Source organism: Pararhodospirillum oryzae (genome assembly GCF_007992075.1).
In the GTDB taxonomy this organism is placed as follows: Bacteria; Pseudomonadota; Alphaproteobacteria; order Rhodospirillales; family Rhodospirillaceae; genus Pararhodospirillum; species Pararhodospirillum oryzae.
The window spans coordinates 70455-84620 of the sequence record NZ_BJZO01000001.1; the positions used below are offsets into that span (position 1 = coordinate 70455).

The window sequence follows — 14166 nt, forward strand, 5'->3', positions numbered from 1 at the left end:
GGAAACTCCTTTCTTGGGGGCGTCGTTCGCGGGGGTGAGCGCGCGAGGCCCCCTCCCCCGTCCTTCGCTCCCGGCCGGAAGGATGCCCTTCGTTCGCTCCGGCTGCGCCGACCGCTTCGTTCTTCCGAATACGCACAAGGCCAGGATTCATGACGTCGTCTCCCGTCGAACGCCTGCGGGCCATTCTCGCCCGGTTGCGTGATCCCCAGGGCGGTTGTCCCTGGGACGTGGCCCAAACCTTCCAGAGCATTGCCCCCCACACCTTGGAAGAAGCCTATGAAGTGGTCGAGGCCATCGAGCGCGGCTCGCCCGACGAGCTGCGCGACGAACTCGGCGATCTTCTGTTGCAGGTCATCTACCACGCCCGCATGGCCGAGGAAGCGGGTCTGTTCGACTTCGACGCCGTGGCCGAGGCCATCGGCGCCAAGCTGATCCGCCGCCATCCCCATGTGTTCGGCGACGATCCCGACGCGGCCGTCCCCGATGCCGCGGCCCAGACCAGGGCGTGGGAAAACCTCAAGGCCAGGGAGCGCAAGGCCCGCGCGCAGGGCGACGGGGACGCCCCCGTGAGCGCGCTGGCGGGCATCGCCAGCACCTTGCCCGCGCTGACCCGGGCCCACAAACTGGGGCAGCGGGCGGCCCGGGTCGGCTTCGACTGGCCCACCCCGGCCGCTGTCCTTGAAAAGCTGGACGAGGAGGTGCAAGAACTTCAAGATGAGCTGACCAACGGGGCGACTCCCGATCGGGTTCAAGACGAAATGGGCGATCTGCTGTTCGTGGTTGTCCAGTTGTCCCGCAAGATCGGCATTGAACCGGAAACGGCCCTGCGCCACGCCAACGCGAAGTTTGAACGCCGTTTCAGCCATATCGAGGCCGGACTGGCGGCCCGGGGCCAGACCCCCGCCACCGCCACCATGGAGGAGATGGAAGACCTATGGCGGGATGCCAAGCGCCGGGAGCGCAGCCCCACGACCGGTCTGGCCTGAGGATGAGATCAAGCCCCCCTGCCCGGCTGGCCCGCCTGGCCGGGGCGCTGATGGCCGTGCTGGTTCTCGCCTCGTGCTGGATGCCCGACCAGTTCCTGGCCGAGGTCCGGCTGGCCCGCAATGGCGACTACGCCCTTTCCTACAAGGGCGATCTGCTTTGGGCGCCGCTGGCCCAGGAGATCCGCGACAAGGGGCTCTCGGGCCCCGAGCTCGCGCAAAAAATCGAGGTCCTGAAACGCGATCTCAGCCGGGATGAGGGGTTCAAGGAAATCCAGTCCGTGGGCGGCGGCCGTTTCAAGGTCCGCTATGAAAAGGTTGGCCATCTGGGCGAACGCGAGCAGGTTATCTTTTTGCGCCGCACCGATGCCCTGATCATCCTGGAAACCTTCGAGGACGGACGGGCCATGGTCCGCAGTCAGCCCCTGCGCCCGTCCCAGCGCGACCAGATCCTGGCTTCGGGGCTCAGTTTCTCGGGCAAGCTGCGCGTGGTCACCGACGCCCGCCCCCTGCGCGGCAATCCCAAAAACGCAACACCGCGCGGCTTTCAACGGTTCTGGATCTACGACTGGGACATCAACCTGCAAAGCGAACGCCCGGTCCTGGAAGTCGACATGACCCACATGGCCCTGCCGCCCAAGGAAGAGCGCTGACGCTTTTTCACGTTCTGGCGGCGGGAACCCGCAACGGGGCCGGGATCAGGGCGGCCAGCGCCTGCCATGTGGCGTCGTCGGGGGCCATCAAGGGCATGCCGGCGCGCCATGTGGGGACATAGGTTTCCCCCGAAACCAGACGCGCCACCCCGCCCGCTTCCCGGTACATCAAAACCCCGGCGGCATGGTCCCAAACCTTGAGGCGGGTGAAAACCGCGAAGTCCGCCCGCCCGGCCAGCAGGCTGAGATAGGTGTGGGCGGCGCTGCCGGTCCGGTCGATCCGGGCCACATGGGGCGCCAGCGCGGCCAGCACCGGCCGCCCGCCCCCCTGCCCGCGCAAGGTGGCCAGCCGGGACGGCATCGACTCAGCAAGCCGGGACGGCGCGGAATCAGCAAGACGGGACGGCGTCGACTCAGCAAGACGCACGGGCGTGGGATCGGTGCCGGAGCGCACCCCGGCTCCCCGCTCGGCCCGAACCGTGCGCCGTTCCACGCAATGATCGATCCAGCCCATCACGGTTTCGCCGCGCCAGGCCAGGGCCACGATGCAGGCAAACAGCGGATTGCCCCGGGTGAAGTTGCCGGTCCCGTCCACCGGATCAATGATCCAAACCGGGTCGGATCCGTCGAGCACGTCGAGGCCGGCCGGGTCGGCGTGGATGGCTTCCTCGCCGACCACGCGCGAGCCGGGCAGCAGATCGGCCAGCCGGCGGGTCAGGACCGCCTCGGCTTGCAGGTCGGCCTCGGTCACCAGGTCGGTGGGCGAGGTTTTGGTGTGGATGTCATCGGGCCCCAGGTGACGAAACCGGGGCAGAACCTCGGCATCGACCACTTCGCGAATCAGGGCGCTGACACGATCGGGATCCAGTCGGAGCATGGGGCCATCATGACCCCGCCGCGCCCAGGGTCGCAACAAAAACCAAAGGGCCCCATGCCCGCGAAAAAAAACGGGAGGAAGCTCCCTTCCTCCCGTCCGCCGCGGCTCCCGCCGCGCGAATCAAGCGCACGAAGTGCGCGGCCAGCGCTTGAGGGCAGCGAAAAAACGCCAGGGCAATCGGTTCCCCCGATGGCCCTGGGGGTTACTTCGGCAGCTCGCCTTGCACCCCTTGCACGTACCAGTCCATGGACAGGATTTTTTCGTCGGGCAGGGACTGGCCGGCAGGCAGCACCGTTTCGCCGGCCTGGTTGACCAGCGGACCATCGAAGGGGTGCAAGGTCCCGTTGACGATCGCCGTGCGCGCTTCCTCGGCCTTGGCCACGATCTCGGGCGACAGTTCGTTGGTGTTGTAGGGGCTCAGGTGAACCATGTCGCTCGCCAGGCCGCCCCAGGTGTCTTCCGATTTCCAGGCCCCATCCATCACCATCTGGATCCGGTTCTTGTAGTAGTCGCTCCAGTTATCGACGATCGCGGTCAACTGGGCATGGGGGCCAAAGCGCAGCATGTCGGTGGACTGACCAAAGGCATGAATGCCCTTTTCCTCGGCCACCTGGATCGGGGCCGGGCTGTCGGTGTGCTGCGACAAGACATCGGCGCCCTGCGCCACCAGGGTCTCGGCCGCCTCGCGTTCCCGGGGCGGATCGTACCACGAGTTGACCCAGATCACCTTGACCTGGGCATTGGGGTTGACGCTGCGCAGGCCCTGGGTGAAGGCGTTGATGCCGCTGACCACCTCGGGAATCGGGAACGAGGCAACATAGCCGATGGTGTTGGACTTGGTCATCAGGCCGGCGATGACGCCGATCACGTAGCGCCCTTCATAGAAACGGGCGGCGTAGGTGGCCACGTTGTCGGCGCGCTTGTAGCCGGTCGCGTGCTCGAACTTCACCTTGGGAAACTGCTGGGCCACCTTCAAGGTGGGGTTCATGAACCCGAACGAGGTTGTGAACACCAGATCGAAGCCCGAGGCGGCGAACTGGCGGATCACCCGTTCGGCGTCGGCGCCTTCCTGCACGTTCTCGACAAAGGCGGTTTGCACCTTGTCGCCGAAGGCTTCCTCGACCGCCTTGCGGCCCACGTCGTGCTGATAGGACCAACCGAAATCGCTGGCGGGTCCCACGTAAACGAAGCCGACCTTGAGGGGGTCGGCGGCCACGGCCGGGCTTGCCCCCCCGGCGGCGGCAAGGCCCACGGCCACGGCGGCCGCGCTCATCAGGCCAACGAGAGTTTTTTTCACAGGCGTTCCCCTTTGTTGCAAGCCTCCGGCGGGCGGGGGGGTCCGAACAAGATCCCCGCCCCCGGGACGGGTTAGTGCTCCGGATGGAAGGCCTTGCCCAGGCACGCGGGCGCGCTCAGGCGCACGCGCATGGCGTCGCGCGAGATCAGGACAAGAACCAGGATGGTGGCGAGGTACGGCAGCATGGACAGGAACTGGCTCGGGATCTGGACCCCCAGCCCCTGGGCGTGAAGCTGCAAGATGGTCACGCCCCCGAACAGCCACGCCCCCAGCAGCACGCGCCAGGGCTTCCAGGTCGCGAACACCACCAGGGCCAGCGCGATCCATCCCCGCCCGGCAGTCATGTTTTCCACCCACATGGGCGTGTAGACCAGCGACAGGTAAGCCCCCGCCAGACCGCACAGGGCGCCCCCGAACAGCACGGCCCCATAGCGGACCAGAAGCACGTCGTGGCCAAGGCTGTGGGCGGCATCGTGGTTTTCGCCGACCGCGCGCACGATCAGCCCGCCTCGAGTCCGGCCCAGGAACCACGACACCAGGGCAATCAGGGCCACCGAGAGGTAGACCAGGGGATCGTGGCCGAACAGCAAGGGCCCCAGCACCGGCAGATCGGAAAGCCCCGGAATCGACAGACCCGGCAGGGCGGTGAGCGGCGTGCCCACGAAATCCCGCCCGACAAAGGCGGAAAGCCCGACCCCGAACAAGGTCAGGGCCAGCCCCGTGGCCACCTGGTTGGTGCGCAGCGACAAGGTGAGGCCGGCGAACACCAGCCCCATCAGCATGCCGGCCCCGATCGCGGCGCCAAGGCCCAGAACGGGGGAGCCGGTGGCAACGGTGACGGCAAAGGCGCTGACCGCGCCCATCAGCATCATGCCCTCGACGCCGAGGTTCAAGACACCGGCCTTTTCGGTGACCAGCTCGCCGGTGGCGGCCAGGGCCAGGGGCGTGGCGGCGCGGGCCATGGCCCCGATCAGGGCGGTGGCGGCGGCCCCGGCCTCGGCCAGGGAGGAAGCAAGCGTGGGTTCCATGGTCAGGAGACTCCCGGAGCAGGGCGCCGCCCCACCCGCACGCGGTAAAGAATGAGGACGTCACAGGCCAGCAGGAAAAACAAGATCAGGCCCTGGAACACCCCGGTGACGGCCAGCGGCAGGCCCATGAACAGCTGCACGGTTTCGCCGCCCAGGTAGGTCAGGGCCATGAACAAGGCGGCCAGCACGATGCCCACCGGGTGCAGGCGGCCCAGGAAGGCCACGATGATGGCGGTGAAGCCATAGCCGGGCGACAACGCCGGCTGAAGCTGGCCGATGGGGCCGGCGGCCTCGGAAAAGCCGGCCAGCCCCGCGAGCCCCCCCGAGAGCAGGAGCGAAAACCACACCAGCCGGTTCTGGCGGAATCCGGCATAGGCCCCGGCCCGGGGCGCCAGCCCCATGACCTTGATCTGAAAGCCGATGAACCCCCGCGCCAGCAGGGCCCAGACCGCGAGGATCACCACCCCGGCCAGGGGAATGCCGAGGTGCAGGCGGGTGCCTTCCAGCAGCACGGGCAAGATGGCGTGGGGGCTGAAGGGCGCGGTTTCCGGAAAATTGAAGCCATGGGGATCGCGCCACGGCCCATGCACCAGCCAGCCCAGCAGCAGCTGGGCCACGTAGGTCAGCATGAGGCTGGTCAGGATCTCGTTGGCGTGGAAGCGGGTGCGCAGCAAGGCGGGGATGGCGGCCCAGGCCATGCCGCCCAGCACGCCCGCCAGCAACACCGCCGGCAGCACCAGGGGGCTGTCCACCGCGCCCAAGGCCAGGGCCAGCCCGCCGCCGGTGATGGCGCCCAGGGTCAGCTGGCCCTCGGCGCCGATGTTCCACACCCCGCCACGAAAGCCGACCGCCAGCCCCACCGCGATCAAGGCGAGCGGCGCAGCCTTCACCAAAAGCTCGGTCGCGCCATACAACGTGCTGACCGGCATGATGAAAAAGCCGTTCAGCGCCTGCAGGGGATCCTTGCCCAGGGCCGCGAACAATGCCGACCCCACCGCGAGGGTCAGGAAAACCGCCATCAGGGGGGCGGCCCAGATCCACAGGCGCGATGGCTCGCCCCGCGCTTCCAGATGCAAGAACATCTTCATGAGCGGGCCTCCGGAGCGGGCGTTGGGACATCATCGAACAGGCCGCCCATCATCAGGCCGACCTGTTCCAGGCTTACCTCGTGCACCGGGCGGGTGGCGGACAGGCGCCCGGCGCACAACACGGCGATGCGATCGGCGATGGCGAACAGTTCGTCCAGATCCTGACTGATGATCAACAACGCGCCCCCTTGGTTGCGCAGCTCAAGCAAGGCGCGGTGAATGGCCGCCGCCGCGCCGGCATCCACGCCCCAGGTCGGTTGACTGGCGATCAGCAGCCGGGGCTTTTGCAGCAACTCGCGGCCGATGATGAACTTCTGAAGATTGCCGCCCGAAAGGCTGCCGGCGGCCGCGCGCGAGCCCCCGGCCCGCACGCCGAAGCGCTCGATGATGGTCCGCGCCAGGCCATGGGCGCGCGTGCGGTCGATGAGACCACGCCGGACCAGGGCCCCGGAGCGGTAGCTGGAAAGCAAGGCGTTCTCGGCCAGCGACAGCTCGGGCACCGCGCCCCGGCCCAGACGTTCCTCGGGCACCACGGCCAGCCCCAGATCGCGCCGGGCCGCCGGCCCCAGGTGGCCCACGGCCACGCCATCCACCCGCACCGCCTCGGGCCGAGGGGCGCGGTGCTCGCCCGACAGGGCGGCGAGCAAGGTCCCCTGGCCGTTGCCGGCCACGCCGGCAATGCCCACGATCTCGCCGGAGCGGACCTTGAGCGACACGTCGGTCAGTGGGGGCGCGAAAGGCGACTCGGCATCCATCGACAGACGCTCCAGCTCCAGGCGGGGCGCTTCGTCGCCGGCGGCGTGGGGCCAGACCGGGGGATCGCGGCGCTCCAGGGCTCCGGGGTCCTCGCCAATCATCAGGCGGGCCAGGTCGCGGGTGCTGGTGGTGGCGGGGTCGCACGCCCCCACCACGCGCCCCGCGCGCAAGATGGTGGCCCGATGGCACAAGGCCCGGATTTCGTCGAGCTTGTGCGAGATGTACAAAATCGAAACCCCCTCCCCGGCCAGCCGGCGCAAGGTCACGAACAGGCTTTCAACCTCGCTCGGGGTCAGCACGCTGGTGGGCTCGTCCATGATCAGAAGGCGGGGGTTCTGAAGCAGGCAGCGCACGATTTCCACGCGCTGGCGTTCGCCGACCGACAGGTCGCAGATGCGCTGCTTGGGATCGAGCGCCAGGCCGTAGCGGCCGGCCACTTCGTCGATGGCCTGGGCCAGGTTCTCGCCCTGCCGGCCATCCAGGGCCAGTTGAACGTTTTCGGTGACGGTCAGGGACTCGAACAGGGAAAAATGCTGGAACACCATGCCGATTCCCAAGGCCCGGGCCCGGGCCGGGCTGGAGATGGTCACCGGCTGGCCTTCCCAGAGCACGCGACCCTCGTCCGCGTGAAGAACGCCGTAGATGATCTTGACCAGGGTACTTTTTCCCGCGCCGTTCTCGCCCAGCAGCGCATGGATTTCACCCGGCCTCAGGGCCAGGTCGATATGGTCATTGGCCAGGACGGCGCCGGCAAAGCGCTTGACGATGCCCTCCAGGGCCAGGCGATGGGGCCCGGGGGCCGGGGCGGGTCGTGATTGATCCATGCGCAAGGTCACACTCTGCCACGGGAAGAAGCGAAAAAAAGGACGGGGGGGGAGCGGGCAAGGGGAAATCCCCGGCCACGACGGGCCCCTGGCGCATTCATAATCGCCGGCGGCGCCCCTGACCAGATGGCAAGCAGATCCGGCGTTGTTTCCCCCGCCTGAACACCGCGCTAGGATGGTGATGGCCCCGCCTGGGGGCGCCCTTTAAGAGAACTTGAGCGAGTCGAGTGCATGGAAGCCTCCGCCCCCACCCCCTCTTCCTTTCGCGTGGCCCTTGGCCGCCAGGCCCTGGCCCACCCCCTGACCTCGCTGGCCCTGGCCCTCGCGATGCTGGCGATCATCGTCTTGATGATCAGCAGTGTCTGGGACCTGGTGCGCGCCACCGGGGACGGCATGCCCGCCTGGGGGCTGCTGGGCGGGGGAGCCGGGTTCGTGGCAACGTCCCTGGGTGCCCTGGGGGCGGTCGTCTTGCGCCGTCTTTCCACCCTGGCCGAGGACAGCATGCTGGGCTTCGCCGCCGGCATGATGCTGGCCGCCAGTTCCTTCTCCCTGATCCTGCCGGGGCTGGAAGCGGCCGGACGCCTGACCGGCAACGACTGGCTGGGGGCCCTGACCGTGGTCCTGGGCCTGGGCCTGGGCGCGGCCTTGATGATGGGCCTTGATACCCTGACCCCCCACGCCCACCCGCAGACCGGCCCGTGTGGCGCCGCGCCCGAGCGGCTGAACCGGGTCTGGCTGTTCGTGATGGCCATCACCTTGCACAATCTGCCCGAGGGCATGGCCATTGGCGTCAGCTTCGCGGGCGGCGACCTGGGCGTGGGCCTGCCCCTGACCAGCGCCATCGCCATCCAGGACATTCCCGAGGGGCTGGCCGTGGCCATGGCCCTGCGCTCGGCGGGCATTGGCGTGTTCAAGGCCGCCTTGCTGGCCGGGGCAACGGGCCTGATGGAACCCGCCGGCGCCCTGGTCGGCCTGGGCCTGTCCAGTGGTCTTGCCATCGCCTATCCCGTGGGCCTGGGGCTGGCGGCCGGTGCCATGCTGTTTGTCGTTTCGCACGAGGTGATTCCCGAAACCCACCGCAACGGCCACCAGACCCCGGCCACCTTGGGCCTGATGCTGGGTTTTGCGTTGATGATGGTCCTTGATACCGTGCTGGGGTGAACGGGCCGTCGCGCTCTTTGCCCCTCCGCCCGCGCCTTCCTTGCGAAAAGGCCCTTGGGTCAAACCCCTGCCCCGCCTCCCCTTGTGCGGTCCTCTTGCCCGGGCCGGCCGGGGGCGCTATAGCGTGCGCCACGCACCCCCCGGTTTTCCCCCACCCGAAAAGGAACAGGCATGCCCAAGGTTATTTTCATCAGCCCCGATGGCTCTTCGCGCACCGAGGTCGAGGTGCCGGTCGGACTGTCGGTCCTGGAAGCGGCGCACGGCAACGAGATTCCCCTGGAAGGGGCCTGCGAAGGGTCGCTTGCCTGCTCGACGTGCCACGTCATCGTCGATCCCGAATGGATCGACCGCCTGCCCGAGGCCCGCGAGGAAGAAGAAGACATGCTGGACCTGGCCTTCGGCCTGACCCGGACCTCGCGCCTGGGCTGCCAGATCCGCATGACCGAGGAACTGGACGGCCTGACCGTGCGTCTGCCCGCCGAAACCCGCGACAGCCGTTCCTGACCCCCAAGGCCCCGGCCGGTCGCGTTTGCTTTCACGCGAGAGGATGTCTTTGCCATGAAACGCTATCCAGGAGAGGAAGTGCCGGGGCTTGCCCCGGCCGGCAGCCTGTTCGCCCGCCTGCGCGCCGCCTGCCTGACCGAATGGACCGCGTACATCGACCACGCCTTCGTGCGCCAGATGGGCGAGGGCACCTTGCGCGAGGAGTGCTTCCGTCATTATCTGGGACAGGATTACCTGTTCCTGATTCACTTCGCGCGCGCCTACGGGCTTGCCGCCTTCAAGGCCGAGAACCTGGAAACCCTGCGCGCGGCCGGTCTGGGCATGGCCTCGATTCTCGACGAAATGGGCCTGCACGTTGACTTTTGCCGACGCTGGGGCCTGGGCGCCAGCGAGCTGGAGGCGCTGCCCGAATCACGCGCCACCCTGGCCTACACCCGCTATGTCCTTGAAAAAGGGCTCTCCGGGGATCTTCTGGACCTGTACGTGGCCTTGAGCCCGTGCATGGTGGGGTACGCGGAAATCGGTCTGGCCCTCAAGCCCCTGTCCGGTCCCGATCATCCCTACCGGGAATGGATCGACCAGTACGCCGGCGAGGCCTACGGGGATGTGGCCCGGGCCTCGGTGGCCACCCTCGACGATCTGATGGCCCGGCGCGGCGGCGTGGGGCGGATGCCGGACCTGATCCGCACCTTCCGCGAGGCCACCCGCCTGGAGGCCGATTTCTGGCGGATGAGCCTCGATCGCGCCGACTGAGGGACGCCCGCGGCCGGGCACCGACCCAGGGCCCGGCCGCCCCTGGTCCGCTTTTTTTCGGGGGGATGGTTTCGTCGCCGCGGGGGGAGGCGCCCGGCCATGCCGGAGGCCTTTCTTGCGGTGGTCCCCCCGACCGGTGGCTTCGTCCGGGAGCGGATGAATGCCCCCCCCTGGCCTGGAGAGCCTTGCCCCCATGTCTTCCCCCTCGTCCCGCCGCCGGGTTGCCGTCGCCCTGTCGGGCGGCGTTGACAGCGCCGTCACCGCCGCCTTGCTGCACGCCGAAGGCTTCGATGTCATCGCCTTGACCATGGACCTGGGCCCGGCCAGCGCCGGCGCGGTGCGCGATGCCCGGCGCATCTGCGATCACCTGGGCCTGGAACACCACGTTCTGAACCTGGCCGCCCGCTTTCAGGAATCCGTTGTCGGCCCGTTCGCCGACAGCTATGCCGAGGGGCAAACGCCACTGCCCTGCGCCGTATGCAATCGCGAGGTGAAGTTCGGCACCCTTCTGGAGGCCGCGCGCGACAAGGGAGCCGATCTTCTCGCCACCGGGCACTACGTGCGCCTGAGCGACGGCCCCGAGGGGCCGTGCCTGCGCCGGGCCCTCGATACCCACCGCGACCAGAGCTATTTCCTGTTCGCCCTGCCCCGCGCCGTGCTGGGGTCCTTGCGCTTTCCCCTGGGGGCGATGCCGGGCAAGGACGAAACCCGGGCCCTGGCCGGACGCCTGGGCCTGCCGGTCGAGCGCAAGCCCGACAGTCAGGACCTGTGCTTCTGCCCCCAGGGCGATCACGCCAGCCTGGTGGCGCGGCTGCGCCCCGACGCAAGCCAGCCCGGCCCGATCGTGGACACCACGGGGCGGGTCCTGGGGGAGCACCGGGGCCTGATTCACCACACGGTGGGCCAGCGCCGGGGTTTGGGGCTGGGCGGCGGTCCGCCCTTGTACGTGGTTGCCCTGGAGCCCGAGGGCCGGCGGGTGGTGGTGGGCCCGCGCGAGGCGCTGGCCTGCCGCTCGTTCGGGCTCCGCGCCCTCAACTGGCTGGGCCCGGGGCCGGGGCCGGCTCTGAACGGCACCCCTGTCCGGGTCAAGATCCGCAACGCGGCGCCACCGGTGGCGGCCACCGTCCACCCCCTGCCCGCCGGGAGCGCGGGCGGCCTGGACGCGCGGGTGGACCTGGAAACCCCGGCCTTTGGCGTGGCCCCGGGACAGGCGGCGGTGTTCTACGGCCCCGACGAGGACACGGGCGCCTGGATGATGGGCGGCGGCTGGATCACGCCCCCTGCTGGCCCTCTTCCCACGCCAGCAGCGCCTGCTTGAGCGCGGGCCCCCAGTAATACCCCCCCAGGTCGCCCGACGCCCGCACCACCCGGTGGCAGGGAATGACCAGGGTCACGGGATTGGCCCCCACCGCCTGCCCCACGGCGCGGACGGCGGCGGGCTGGCCAATCGCGTTGGCGATGGTCTGATAGGAAACCCGGCACCCCGGAGGAATACGGGCCAGGGCTTCCCACACCCGGCGCTGGAAGGGCGTGCCATCCACCGCCACCCGCCGGCGGGTCCCCGGCGCCCCCGGCGGGGCATGGAACAGGCCGGCGGCAACCGGTGCCGTGGCCTCGGGCGCTTCGTGCACGGTGGCCCGGGGCCAGCGGGCCCGCAAGGCGGCCCGCGCCGCCTCGCCATCGGGCAGCGGGCCCCCCGAGAAGAGAAAACTCAGATGACACAGGACCCCTTGCCCGTTCAAGGCCAGCAGGCACCGCCCGAACGGCGTTTCATGCTCGCCCACGAGCAAGGCAAAGGGGGCGCGTGGCTCGTCGGCCGGATCGCGCAAGGCGACGAGATCGTGCAGCGGCTGGGGCGCGAGACCTTCTTCCCCGAGCGGCGCCGGTGCAGGGCTGGCGTGCATGGTGTATTCCCCCGATCCGATCCTGGTGTAAGAAAAAATAGTACCCTATCCGCCCGTTCCCGCCCAGGGGAGGACCCATGACCGATACGCGCCTGTCGCCCGACCAGATCGCCACCTTGTTCGACCGCCTGGCCGAGGCCCGGCCCGACCCCCGGGGCGAACTGGACTGGACGACGCCGTTTACCTTGCTGGTGGCCGTCGTGCTGTCGGCCCAGGCGACCGACAAGGGCGTGAACAAGGCCACGCGCGGCCTGTTCGCCGTGGCCGACACGCCCGAGCACATGCTGGCCCTGGGCGAGGAGGGCTTGCGCGAGCACATTCGCACCATTGGCCTCTTCAACACCAAGGCCCAGAACGTCATGGCCCTGTCGCGCCTGCTGATCGAGCGCCACCAGGGCCAGGTGCCCGCCGATCGCGCCGCCCTGGAGGCCCTGCCCGGGGTGGGGCGCAAGACGGCGAACGTGGTGCTTAACATCGCCTTTGACCAGCCGACCATCGCGGTGGACACCCATGTGCTGCGGGTGTGCAACCGAACCGGCCTCGCCCCCGGGCGCACGCCCCTGGCCGTTGAGGCCATCTTGGAAAAGGTGGTTCCCCCTGCCCGCCTGCGCCACGCCCACCACTGGCTGATCTTGCACGGCCGCTACGTGTGCAAGGCCCGCGCCCCGGCTTGCGCCGGATGCGTGATCGCCGATGTGTGCCTTTTCGACGCCAAGGCGGTCGCTTGACAAAAACGCCGGCGCAAAAAAAGCGGGGCCGGACGCCCCGCTTCTGGTTCGTTCACTGCGTGGAGCCGTCTTCCCGGGTCGAAGGGAAGGCCGGACTTCCGTGGCGTCAGGACGCGTCGGAGCCTTCCAGGGGGCTGACGGCGCCCTTCAGGCGGCCGCCTTCCTCCACGACCAGGGCCACGGTCTGCACCTTGCCCAGGATCTCGCCGGTGCTGTGCAAGACCACCCGGCGCTGGGCGATCATCTCGCCTTCGAAGCGGCCGCTGATGATCGCCTCGCCGATGTTGACCGATCCCTTGAATTCACCACCTTCGGCGACCTCAAGAATATCGGCGTTGTTCAGGTTGGCCTGAACGCTCCCTTCGACCACCAGATGATCGCAGGCGGAAATTTCCCCCGAGACCCGGATTTCCCGGCCTACCACCAGCCGCTTGCCATCGTCCGCCGCCGAGTCGCTCCGCCGCGCGCCAGGGCCCGCGAGGTCGAGCACCCGGCGCGGAACCTCGGGCTGCTTGTGTGAAGGGGGAGTGGGGCGGGTCGCCATGGGTATGCCTCGTTTGGAAAACGGCTTGAGCGGTGCGGCCGTCGCCTCGCCTCCCGGTCCCGGTGGCAGGGGGACCGACGGCGGAAGAACCGAAGGAGGGCCCGCCAGGGGGGGCGCCCCGCCCGAAACAGGCCCCGTCTGTCCCGATCCTGGAACAGACGAAGGAGCGGGCGCGGGCAGCGGACGAGACGGCGTGAGAGGGGAAAGCGGCGGCACGATGGATGCGGTCAGGGATGCGGCCGGGGTGAACACCGGGGCCACGGAAGGGTCGAAGGCGGGGACATGGGGGGTCAAGGGCTTGAAAGGCTGGGCCGCGCCGCTTTCTGACGGCGAGGAAAGGGTGTCTCCCGGCGGTGCCTCGGCCCGATCCTCGGGCTTGCGTCCGAACATTGACATCCGTTGTAGTGCCTTCGCTAGCAGACCAGGGGCGACGAGGGGTCGTCGGCGCCTTCGACAGGAGGAAGAATCGTGAGGTTGGCATGAAGGACGCCTCCCCTCGGGAGACGCTTCGATAAAGACCAAGGTTCTCTATTGTATCCGACTGGCCGTTTCGTCCGCAAGCGGACGTGCGCGCATCCCTCACGGGAAAAGGCCCCCTCCCCTTTTACGGGGAGGCGCGAAAGGACAAGGGGAGCACCAAGGAGGGCACGCCCTCAGGCGGCGTCTTCATCCTTGGACCGGTTGGAACTCACATAGGCAATGGCGGCGTGCTCGGCACAATAGGGCTTGCCCGGAAGCGTCGGCTTTCCACAAAAATGAAAGCCCGGATCGCGTGGATCCCCAATGGGCCAGCGGCAGGTGTGGGCGGACAGATCCACCAGGGAGCGAATTTTCGGTTCGGGCTTCGCCTCTTTCGCACCGCGCTTGATGGGGGAAGGGCGGCTTTTCAGGCCCAGGCGATGCGCCTTGCCCACAACGGCGTTTTTCGAGACGCCAAGCTCCTTGCCGATCTCGCCGGTGGTCAGGCCCTCGGCCCACAGCCGCTTGAGCTGCTCGATGTTATCGTCGTTCCAAACCATGGGGAGAGTGCTTCCTTCCGCCGTGTGCCGTCACCGTTCTGGTCCGG

15 protein-coding genes are annotated in these 14166 nt (G+C 68.7%); 7 read left to right on the top strand and 8 right to left on the bottom strand.

All coding sequences use genetic code 11. From position 1 onward, the window contains the following. The first annotated feature begins 149 nt into the window (after positions 1-149). A complete protein-coding gene (mazG, locus tag ROR02_RS00280) occupies positions 150-986 on the top strand; it encodes a nucleoside triphosphate pyrophosphohydrolase (protein ID WP_147161997.1) in 837 nt (278 codons plus the stop codon). Between the two features lie 2 nt (positions 987-988). Beyond that, positions 989-1636 (top strand): hypothetical protein, encoded by a 648-nt coding sequence (locus tag ROR02_RS00285; protein WP_246135320.1) that lies wholly within the window; start codon positions 989-991, stop codon positions 1634-1636. Between the two features lie 7 nt (positions 1637-1643). Here the strand turns inward: ROR02_RS00285 and ROR02_RS00290 are convergent, their stop codons facing one another. From ROR02_RS00290 to ROR02_RS00310, 5 genes are all read right to left on the bottom strand, one after another. Further along, positions 1644-2513, bottom strand: a complete 870-nt coding sequence (locus ROR02_RS00290) for an inositol monophosphatase family protein (protein ID WP_170244891.1) — start codon at positions 2511-2513, stop codon at positions 1644-1646. 202 nt (positions 2514-2715) lie between these two features. After that, positions 2716-3810, bottom strand: a complete 1095-nt coding sequence (locus tag ROR02_RS00295) for a BMP family ABC transporter substrate-binding protein (RefSeq protein ID WP_147161998.1) — start codon at positions 3808-3810, stop codon at positions 2716-2718. A 71-nt stretch (positions 3811-3881) separates the two neighbouring features. Then, the gene (locus tag ROR02_RS00300) at positions 3882-4772 is read right to left on the bottom strand and encodes an ABC transporter permease (RefSeq protein WP_407672540.1); all 891 of its coding nucleotides are present in this window, start codon (positions 4770-4772) and stop codon (positions 3882-3884) included. Between the two features lie 68 nt (positions 4773-4840). Next, the gene (locus ROR02_RS00305; protein WP_170244894.1) at positions 4841-5920 is read right to left on the bottom strand and encodes an ABC transporter permease; all 1080 of its coding nucleotides are present in this window, start codon (positions 5918-5920) and stop codon (positions 4841-4843) included. A gap of 2 nt (positions 5921-5922) precedes the next feature. Next, on the bottom strand, positions 5923-7506 hold the full coding sequence (locus ROR02_RS00310) for an ABC transporter ATP-binding protein (protein WP_147162001.1): 1584 nt from the start codon (positions 7504-7506) through the stop codon (positions 5923-5925). Positions 7507-7737: 231 nt separating this feature from the next. Here ROR02_RS00310 and ROR02_RS00315 point away from each other — a divergent pair, with 231 nt between their 5' ends. The 4 genes from ROR02_RS00315 (at position 7738) to mnmA (ending at position 11242) form a co-directional block, all read left to right on the top strand. After that, a complete protein-coding gene (locus ROR02_RS00315) occupies positions 7738-8667 on the top strand; it encodes a ZIP family metal transporter (RefSeq protein ID WP_147162002.1) in 930 nt (309 codons plus the stop codon). A 171-nt stretch (positions 8668-8838) separates the two neighbouring features. Further along, a complete protein-coding gene (locus ROR02_RS00320) occupies positions 8839-9171 on the top strand; it encodes a ferredoxin family 2Fe-2S iron-sulfur cluster binding protein (protein WP_147162003.1) in 333 nt (110 codons plus the stop codon). A gap of 54 nt (positions 9172-9225) precedes the next feature. Beyond that, on the top strand, positions 9226-9924 hold the full coding sequence (locus tag ROR02_RS00325) for a TenA family protein (protein ID WP_147162004.1): 699 nt from the start codon (positions 9226-9228) through the stop codon (positions 9922-9924). 160 nt (positions 9925-10084) lie between these two features. Beyond that, complete coding sequence (gene mnmA / locus ROR02_RS00330) at positions 10085-11242, top strand: tRNA 2-thiouridine(34) synthase MnmA (protein ID WP_147162005.1); 1158 nt, start codon at positions 10085-10087, stop codon at positions 11240-11242. Here the strand turns inward: mnmA and ROR02_RS00335 are convergent. After that, positions 11196-11828 (bottom strand): methylated-DNA--[protein]-cysteine S-methyltransferase, encoded by a 633-nt coding sequence (locus ROR02_RS00335; RefSeq protein ID WP_147162006.1) that lies wholly within the window; start codon positions 11826-11828, stop codon positions 11196-11198. The genes mnmA and ROR02_RS00335 overlap by 47 nt on opposite strands. A gap of 77 nt (positions 11829-11905) precedes the next feature. Between ROR02_RS00335 and nth the strand changes: the two genes are divergently transcribed. Next, the gene (gene nth / locus ROR02_RS00340) at positions 11906-12556 is read left to right on the top strand and encodes an endonuclease III (RefSeq protein WP_147162007.1); all 651 of its coding nucleotides are present in this window, start codon (positions 11906-11908) and stop codon (positions 12554-12556) included. 106 nt (positions 12557-12662) lie between these two features. Here the strand turns inward: nth and ROR02_RS00345 are convergent, their stop codons facing one another. Continuing rightward, positions 12663-13100: a bactofilin family protein gene (locus ROR02_RS00345; RefSeq protein WP_147162008.1), complete on the bottom strand. Its 438-nt coding sequence runs from the start codon at positions 13098-13100 to the stop codon at positions 12663-12665. 653 nt (positions 13101-13753) lie between these two features. Then, the gene (locus ROR02_RS00350; protein WP_147162009.1) at positions 13754-14119 is read right to left on the bottom strand and encodes a GcrA family cell cycle regulator; all 366 of its coding nucleotides are present in this window, start codon (positions 14117-14119) and stop codon (positions 13754-13756) included. Positions 14120-14166: the final 47 nt, after the last annotated feature.